Origin of the sequence: Methylobacterium sp., from assembly GCF_019745455.1 — a bacterium.
In the GTDB taxonomy this organism is placed as follows: Bacteria; Pseudomonadota; Alphaproteobacteria; order Rhizobiales; family Beijerinckiaceae; genus Methylobacterium.
In genome coordinates, this window is sequence record NZ_JAIETD010000100.1 from 1 (window position 1) to 8155 (window position 8155).

The 8155-nt window shown below is 64.0% G+C and carries 6 protein-coding genes and 4 pseudogenes; 7 read left to right on the forward strand and 3 right to left on the reverse strand.

Annotated elements, in window-relative coordinates; translation table 11 throughout:
* From K2Y56_RS18635 to K2Y56_RS18645, 3 genes and pseudogenes are all read left to right on the forward strand, one after another.
* A pseudogene (locus K2Y56_RS18635) lies at positions 1-283 on the forward strand (hypothetical protein); the annotation flags it as partial.
* A gap of 416 nt (positions 284-699) precedes the next feature.
* Positions 700-945, forward strand: a complete 246-nt coding sequence (locus K2Y56_RS18640) for a hypothetical protein (RefSeq protein ID WP_292510939.1) — start codon at positions 700-702, stop codon at positions 943-945.
* A gap of 185 nt (positions 946-1130) precedes the next feature.
* A pseudogene (locus tag K2Y56_RS18645) lies at positions 1131-1334 on the forward strand (transposase); the annotation flags it as partial.
* On the opposite strand, the pseudogene K2Y56_RS18650 reads toward K2Y56_RS18645, so the two are convergent.
* The 3 genes and pseudogenes from K2Y56_RS18650 to K2Y56_RS26560 all read right to left on the reverse strand — a co-directional run.
* Positions 1322-1996: pseudogene (locus K2Y56_RS18650) on the reverse strand (transposase); the annotation flags it as partial. The pseudogenes K2Y56_RS18645 and K2Y56_RS18650 sit on opposite strands and share 13 nt — an antisense overlap.
* Before the next feature lie 755 nt (positions 1997-2751).
* On the reverse strand, positions 2752-4062 hold the full coding sequence (locus K2Y56_RS18655) for a UDP-glucose/GDP-mannose dehydrogenase family protein (RefSeq protein WP_292510941.1): 1311 nt from the start codon (positions 4060-4062) through the stop codon (positions 2752-2754).
* Between the two features lie 443 nt (positions 4063-4505).
* A complete protein-coding gene (locus K2Y56_RS26560; RefSeq protein ID WP_366849101.1) occupies positions 4506-4730 on the reverse strand; it encodes an integrase core domain-containing protein in 225 nt (74 codons plus the stop codon).
* Between the two features lie 12 nt (positions 4731-4742).
* Between K2Y56_RS26560 and K2Y56_RS18660 the strand changes: the two are divergent.
* The 4 genes and pseudogenes from K2Y56_RS18660 to K2Y56_RS18675 all read left to right on the forward strand — a co-directional run.
* Positions 4743-4889: pseudogene (locus K2Y56_RS18660) on the forward strand (IS1380 family transposase); the annotation flags it as partial.
* A 51-nt stretch (positions 4890-4940) separates the two neighbouring features.
* On the forward strand, positions 4941-7319 hold the full coding sequence (locus K2Y56_RS18665; protein ID WP_292510943.1) for a methyltransferase domain-containing protein: 2379 nt from the start codon (positions 4941-4943) through the stop codon (positions 7317-7319).
* Between the two features lie 185 nt (positions 7320-7504).
* On the forward strand, positions 7505-7765 hold the full coding sequence (locus tag K2Y56_RS18670; RefSeq protein WP_292510945.1) for an acyl carrier protein: 261 nt from the start codon (positions 7505-7507) through the stop codon (positions 7763-7765).
* The coding region (locus tag K2Y56_RS18675) for a DUF1796 family putative cysteine peptidase (RefSeq protein WP_292510947.1) at positions 7765-8155 on the forward strand (391 nt) is incomplete at its 3' end. The genes K2Y56_RS18670 and K2Y56_RS18675, both read left to right, overlap by 1 nt.

The window sequence follows — 8155 nt, forward strand, 5'->3', positions numbered from 1 at the left end:
TTCCACCTCAGGCCGCCTGACCGATGGCCGCTCCAACTCCACCCCGAATTTCCACCTCATTGACGGACACGACCTGAAGGAGATGCCGACCGACGATCCGCTGTTTGGCAAGGGCAGCATCCGCGTCGACGGACGCAAGATCCACGACATGTACCTGTTCGAGGTCAAGACCCCGTCCGAGGCGAAGGATGAGTGGGACCTCTACAAGACGGTCTCGACCATTCCCGGAAACGAGGTGTTTCGTCCCTTAAACGAGGGCGGTTGTCCCCTGGTGAAGGACTGAGCGAGGTCGACCAACCTCAGCGGCCTCGGGCGTCTGAGTGCCTGCCCGGTTCGGCAGGGTTCCACCAGGCCTTGCCCCAGTAGAACGTTCCAATTCTCGCTGCGCCAAATGTACGGTAAACGACCAGTCCCGTGTTTCCTGCAAACGTTCGTTTTCTAGATAAAGCGGTTGAGGCAGATGGATGACCGCTTGGTGTGGATTTCTGCCTGTCCGCTTTGCGCCAAAATTCGAGGTAAGCTGCCAAGCGAACCGTTCGGAAAGATCATGAAGACCGACTGGAATTTGATCCGTGAAATGATGAGTGCAGCCATTGATAAATGCGAACGGATCGAGGCTCGCGGCTACTCCGAAAATGATAGAGACGCAAGCGCCCTTCTGGCCAGGCAAGATGTGAGTGTCCATGAATACTCGTCAGCGTGTGGACTTATCCGGAAGACATTCGGTATCAGATAATCCGCGAACGCCATGACAATGAAAGTAATCTACCATATGTGCCGGAAGCAACATGCATTATAATTGCGATGTCGCAAGCCAGTACCGAGTTGATTGATGCAAATGTATCTGGCAAGCCAGAAGTTGAGGTTCGCAGAATGATCGAATGGTTTCGAGAAAAATCTGCACCAAAATTTGAGGAGGCGATTTTCAATAAGCAGGTGATTTGACGCTTCGATGTCCGCTTCAGAGTATTTTGTGGGCGGTAGAGTTCGCCTGCCATGGGTCGATAGTTGGAGGGCTGCTCGGGGTGGAGGCTGTGTAAAAACGTCCTGTTGTGCTACCTTTCCAAGAGCGTTGGAGGGCTCGAATGGGCCGTTTCATCGAAGGTTGCCAGCGGCTCTAAGCGCTTCTTTTGGCAGACTGCGTCGATGACTATGTCGGCGAAGAAAATTCGGTTCGGGTAATCGACGTCTTCGTCGATAAATTGGACCGTGCCACACTCGGTTTCGAAGGCGCGGCTGCAACAGGGCGGCCCGGCTATCATCCGGCGACGCTTCTGAAGCTCTACCTCTACGGTTACATGAACCAGGTGCAGTCGAGCCGTCCTTTGGTCCGCACGGTCCGATGCCGCACTGTAGCGAACACCCTCTCGATCGGGTTCGAGCTGCGCAGGTGGTCCCAGTGCTCGGCCGGGAAGCCGTAGAACACCAGCAGCGCCTCTCGACCCTTAGTCAGGCAGGCGGCGGCGCGGGGGTACTTGGCCCCGTATTTCTCGACGAAGACGGTCAGTGCCACCTCCGCTGCCGCCCAGGCCGCGGTCAGCCGGGCGATGACGGCTGGCGACAGGTTTGAAGCGTCACGGCCCAGCAGGGCTGCCAGCGCGTCCTAGAAGTCGCTGGTTGAGACACCGCGTAGGTACAGAACCGGCAGCAGCGCATCCAGGCTGCGGGCGCGCCGCGCCCCCGCGGGCAGGATGCTCGAGGTGAACCGGACCCGGTCCTCAGACCCGATCGCAACGCGATCCCGGACACGGACCCACGCGACCGGCACCGGGCCGATGCCGGTCTGGATCGCCCGCTCCGGCCCGTAACCGTGCCGCACCAGCCGGGCCCATCCATCCTGCAGCCGCAGGTCCTGCATCGCACTCAGGAACGCGTCCGCCTCCATCTCGACAGCTTGGGCGAGCAGGCGGCGGGCGCCGCTGCACAGCACTTCGGTCAGGGGATCGTCGAGGTCTTCGAAATGGCGAAGTCGGACGACGTTGGTAGGCGTCCCCATGGCGTATCGCTCTCGCTGAGAGGTTCTGGCAGGCTCGACACCCGCCTCGATACGCCGCCTTCAACTCACCGTCGTCACCCAATCTCCCGCATAGCTCGTCACCAACCTCGCCTCAATCAAAGCGTCGAGGCGTTCCGACATTAAGCGCCTTGAGAGCGAAAGCTCGGTTCAAAGTGATGACATTTAAAACTGCGCGCCAGAAGAGGCCGCTTCGTCGTCGCCGCGTTCCGGATCAGCTAGGCGACCGTGCGGGTGAACTGCCCTCAACGTATCCCGAATTCCAGTTGGATGCCGATTAACGACGGCCGTGGCATGCCAGGCATCAAAGTCAAGTTCTTGTAGTGCAACTATCAGACCTATCTGCATCGTTCCGACTGAGCCGATCTGAATGCGAAGCGCCATCTGATGTTGCTGCGCCCGCAGGTGCCGCTCGAAGCGCTCGCTCGGGCGCGAGGATACGGCAGCCTTCAGCTGATTCTACGCCCGGCGATCGAGGCCGCGATCTCGCTGGCGGTGCGCAATTCGGTCCATGCCGAGCGCCCTATGTCGTCTTGGTCAAGGTCCAACTTCAGCACTGCGCAACGACCGCCGCACTCAACCTCATCCGCATCGCCCCTGGATCGCGGGCGAAGTGATCACCGTCACGCGCCACGGCCAATTCGGCCATCGCCGCTAACCCGGCGCCGTCGTATGACTTCGCTAACGCTATCAAACTTGATGGAAAGCTAATCACAAGGGGCGATCACCTCGGCTCATCATGCCACGCTAATCCCGACTCCAGTGTAGGAGAAGCCGTGCCGCTCGGCAAAACTCCGGCTGTAGATGTTACGCAGATCGATGAGGACAGAGGCTGTCATGATCCGACGCAGGCGCTCGAAGTCCAACGCGCGGAAGGCGTTCCATTCCGTCACGATCACCAGGGCGTCTGCACCCTCGGCGCAGGCATAGGCGTCTTCGGCGTAGCCGATTCCGTCGAGCAGGGGCTGCGCCTGTTCCATGCCCTCTGGATCGTATGCGCGCACAGTCGCGCCCGCGTCGCGAAGGCCGGCTACGATGGCGAGCGAGGGCGCGTCGCGCATGTCGTCGGTGTTGGGCTTGAAGGTGAGGCCGAGCAGCGCGATAGTCTTGCCGCGCACCGAGCCGCCGCAGGCCTGGATCACCTTGCGCGCCATCGCGCGCTTTCTCTGGTCGTTGACCGCCACCACGGTCTCGACGATGCGCACTGGGCTCCCATGATCCTGGGCGGTCTTGACAAGCGCCAACGTGTCCTTGGGAAAGCACGAGCCGCCGTAGCCCGGCCCGGCGTGCAGGAACTTGCGGCCGATACGGTTGTCTAGCCCGATGCCGCGGGCAACCTCCTGTACGTTGGCCCCGACCTGCTCACACAGGTCGGCAATCTCGTTGATGAAGGTGATCTTGGTAGCCAAAAACGCGTTAGCCGCGTACTTGGTGAGTTCGGCCGTGCGCCGACCCATCACGTAGACCGGCGCGGCGTTGAGCGACAATGGGCGGTAGACCTCTCGCATCACCGCCTCCGCGCGGGCGTCCTCGGTCCCGATCACGATGCGGTCGGGCCGCTTAAAGTCCTCAATCGCAGCACCCTCGCGCAGGAACTCTGGGTTCGAGACGACGCCGATCTCGGCCTGCGGCGCCCGCTCGCGGATGATGCGCTCGACCTCGTCGCCGGTTCCCACCGGCACGGTCGACTTAGTCACGACCACGGTGTAGCCAGTCAGCGCGTCGGCGATCTCACGCGCGGCGGCATGAACGTAGCTGAGGTCAGCGAAACCGTCGCCGCGCCGCGAGGGCGTGCCCACCGCGATGAACACCGCGTCGGCCTTGGCGACTGCCGGCGCAAGTTCAGTCGTGAAGGTCAGCTGCTTGCGGCGGACGTTGTCGGCAACTAGCGCGTCGAGCCCCGGCTCGTAAATCGGCATGCGCCCCTCGTGCAGGGCCGCGATCTTGGCCTGGTTTTGATCGATGCAGACGACCTCGTGTCCGAAATCAGCGAAGCAGGTTCCAGAAACGAGCCCGACATAGCCCGCTCCGACCATGGCAATTTTCATGATGACCGTCCGGCTGGAGCGCTCGCCGCCAACAGGGATGCCGGTCTGGCGAGCAGAGAGAGTGACATGTTCAAGGCCTTAAGTCGAACCAATGTGGCGAGGTCACGGCCATAAAGCTCGTTGAGCCGATACCGATGTCTGGATGCGAGACATCCTGGGCATCAGCGACGATGCCGAGGGCACGCTTGATGACGCTGGTACTGGGCGGTTTGTAGGTCGGATTGGCCAGCGCAGGATCAGCGTCGAGGCACTAGCGTAGGCCCATCTCGGGCGAGATACCGTCCAGCGCACACTGCTGAAGACTGTTGTAGGCCAGTTTAAAGCTGCGCAACATGATTTTCAAGCCGGCGTGACTGTAGAGCGCCATACCTAGCACCTCGTGCTGCACGCCGGCTGCTGGAAGTTGGCCCAGAGGGCGTCGCCAGTGAAGCGGGAGCCGCGGGTTATTCAGCACGTGCGTGACTAACGTGAGCTGCTGATCTGCTCCAGTTATGGCTAGAGGCCGGCGTGGTGGTTGTCCTCGATGTGGATGTTGCGCGCGAGCATGCCCCCCTCACGGGCGTCAGGCCGCCCAAGGCACCGTGCGAGCGCATGCGGTTGTATTCGTCCCGCCAAGCCGCTACCGTGGTCTGGGCGTATGCATGGCTTTGGAACAGCGTTTCACTCAAGCATTCGTCCCGTATGGGCGGCCCGAGGCGATGGACTAGTGCGAGGACAACGGTGTCAGCTACATTGTTGGCCTGAGTGGCACGAGGGCTCGCCCAGCTAAAGTTGAACCGACTTCCGACCAAGTCCGGATCAAGCGAGCCATTGGCGATAAGGATGCGGCGCTTAGCTGTTGGCAACGAGCATCCATTGTCGGGTGAGAGGCAGCCGTCGTGACAGCTCCAGGACGCGCCGGCTTCGCGAGGCTCTGCGTTGCCTCCCTTGGGGTCGGCTCCTTCCTTCAGATCGGTCCCCGCGACGCAGCGGACCTGCTTACCTTCGCGATGCTCGGGATGCCCGCATACGGCCTGCACTTGCCCAGCGAGCAGCTGTCCGCAACTGGGGCAATGGCGCCGATTGTCGCCGGATCGCCGACCGCTCTGCCGTTCCCCGACAGCGCTTTCGACCACGTGGTGAGCGAGTTCGGCCTCGACGCGCTCGACTCGGACGCCCTGCGAGCGGCCTTGGCGGAGGTGCGGCGCGTCGCCAAGTACGGCGCCCTCCTTGTCTTCGACGCGACGCGCGCGCTGGACCGCCGGGCGCTCGAAGCGATCGCCATCGCGTGTGGCCTGCGACGGCACCCTGGCCTGCTGCGGCTCGTCCCCTACGAGGCCCTCCAGGCTGAGCGGGCGCGCGTTGCGCTTCTCCTTGAGGTCTTGCCGGAGGCGGCTTGGCGTCGCTGGCCACCCGCCGCGCTCGAGCGCGAGCGGGACCTGCACATGGATATGCTACGCGAGAGCGGATCGCGCTCCGACGCCCATCTCGCCCGCTACCAGAAGGCGGCCGATCTCGTGCGGCCCGGCGATGTGATCCTTGATGCCGCCTGCGGCCTTGGCTACGGAAGCTGGATCCTGTCCGCGACCGGGGCCGCCCGCGTTGTCGGCGTCGACCGCTCGTCCTGGGCGATTGACTACGCACGCGACGCCTTCCGCGCCGGGAAACTCGGCTTCGAGGTCGGCGAGCTTCCGGCCTGCCTGGAGGCGTGGCCGCCGCACTCGGTCGACCTGATCGCCTCCTTCGAGACGCTCGAGCACGTCTCCGACCCCGGCCGCCTCCTCGAGGCCTTCGCCCGGCTTCTGACGCCCGCCGGCCGGCTCGTCGTCAGCGTCCCGCACGACTGGTCCGACGAGACCGGTACCGACCCGAACCCACACCATTTCGACGTCTACGACTGGCCGAAGCTTAAGGCGCTTGTCGAGTCGCGGCTGCTGCTGGAGGGCGCCGCCGCCCAGACCGCGGATCGTGCCAAGGTTGCGGGAGAATGGTCCGTGCAGCCGCGCCGCTGGACTGCCTTCGATCCAGATCTTGCCACCCCGCCGGTGCCGGCCGAGTGGCTTGTCGCCATTGGGATGAAAGCTTTCTGCCACCCCGACCTCCCCCCCTGGTCACGCGAGTGGCGCGCCGCTGGGCATCCGGTGACACCGGCGCCGGTCGACTATGCGCGGATGCTCCAAAATCCCTGGCTGTCTCGCGCACTCCTCGATCAAGGCGGACGCCTCGCGAACCCGAGGCTCATGCTCGAGGCATGCCAGAATCTCCTCGGCTCGGCGGAGCCGTTCGACCGGGCGGCGGCACTCGTCGTGCTCTGCTACCGCGACCTGAGGAGCGATGACGACGCCGAGACGCAGGGGCTCCTCGACGCGATCACCCGCTGGCGGGCGGACGTACCTCTCTCGGCGGAGCCGCATGCTGTCCGCTGGCACGTCTCGCTCACCTTCGTCGCCGCTCGGCTGAGCCAAAAGCGGGCCGCCCTGGACGAGGCCGCAGCCTGGTTCGAGGTCTGCGTCGATATTGATGCCGGCCTCTTCGGGCCACTTCTCCTGACGAAGACGGTGGAGGCCTGCTGCCGGCTCGGCGTGCTGCGTGCCGCAGCCGGCCGGCGAGACGCGGCCGAGGCGGCTTGGCGTCACGGTGTCGAACAGGCCGAACGCGTGCTCGCGATGCCGGCCGACGTCCATTTCGGCCCGGACGGCACGCGCCTGCCTTTTGTCTTCCGAGAGATTGGCCAGGTCTGCGAGTGGGGGCAGGCCTGCGCTGACGCGCTCGAAGCGCTCGTCGTCCACCACGGCGATCTCGGAGGCCTGAGCCCGTCACGGCTTCTCCGCCCGGAGCCCGACGAAGTACTGCACGATCCACCGCCCGCGTCGCAGGGCTGGAGGGTGGTACGCTTCGAGCAGGCGAACCCCTGGTGTCGGCAAGTCAACGCGCGCGAAATTCTGATGCATCCGGTGGGACTGCGCTTCGAGGAGCAACCCTCCCTCGTCGTCGAGATCGACGCGCCGCCCGGGACGCGCGCGATCCTCTTCATGGCGGAGGCCTGCAACGACGACCCACGCAATGGCGGCGCGATCCTCCTCGTCGGCTGGGGCGGGTGCCCGGATGAGGAGTTGCGGCCTTGGATTCTGCTACCGCGGCAGCCCGTGCTCGTCAGCCACCCGGCTGCGGCGGAGTTCGCGGGCGTCTGCCGCGCGCGGATCGTAGTCATGCCCCAGCCGACCGCGCGCTCGTCTGACTATCTCGGCGTACGCTTGACCTGGATCGGCACCGCTTGAGGCACGCCATCCCCCTTGCGACCCGACCCGGTATGGCGCTAATCGGCCCTCTGGCCGTATCGCCCTACCCGGAGCAGGCCCTCGCCGACCGGCTCGCGAGCGGCCACCCCCATTCGGGACAGGAGGCGACGGTGCGTACGGCGCGCGTTCGGTTCAGCGGGTACCTGCGATAGGAGGAAACGAGTGTGAGCGATCAGAGTGTCAGCGTCGAGCAGTGGGGCCGGATGAAGGCTGTAATGTCCGTGGCCTTGGACACGGACATGGGGAACGTTGATATGACGACGCCCACGAGCCTCGTGCCTGGCTGGAACTCCGTCTCGATCACCGTGCTCGTCCTTGCGCTCGAGGAAGAATTCGGAATCGAGATGCCACTTGAGGATGTGTTCAAGGTCGCGACCGTCGGCGACCTCGCGCGTCAGGTCGCTGACTGTGTGGATGCGCGCTAATGCCGGGCTACGCGGACGGTGCCTACGATGCGATCGTCTCGCTCGGATACAATTGCGAGGTCGAGTTCCAACTTGAGCGCATCGGTCTGCGCGAGCGGCAGCCCGTCTTCGCCTGGATGTTCGTGCTCCTGCCGTCGCTCACCCGGATCGTCGCCGATGGGCTCGCCGGGCTCGGGGAACCAGCACACATGGTTTTCCGTCCGGACGAGGCGACCATGATCTACGACGACTTCTACGATTGCGCCTATCACAGGCCCAAAGAGCTGACGCCGGACCATCCCCGCGCGGCGCGCCTGATGCAGATCTTCCAGCAGAGCGTGCGATCTGCCGCCGATGGCTTTAACAAAAACGCTTGCTCTCGCAACCGGACGCTCTACCTTCTTAAACTAG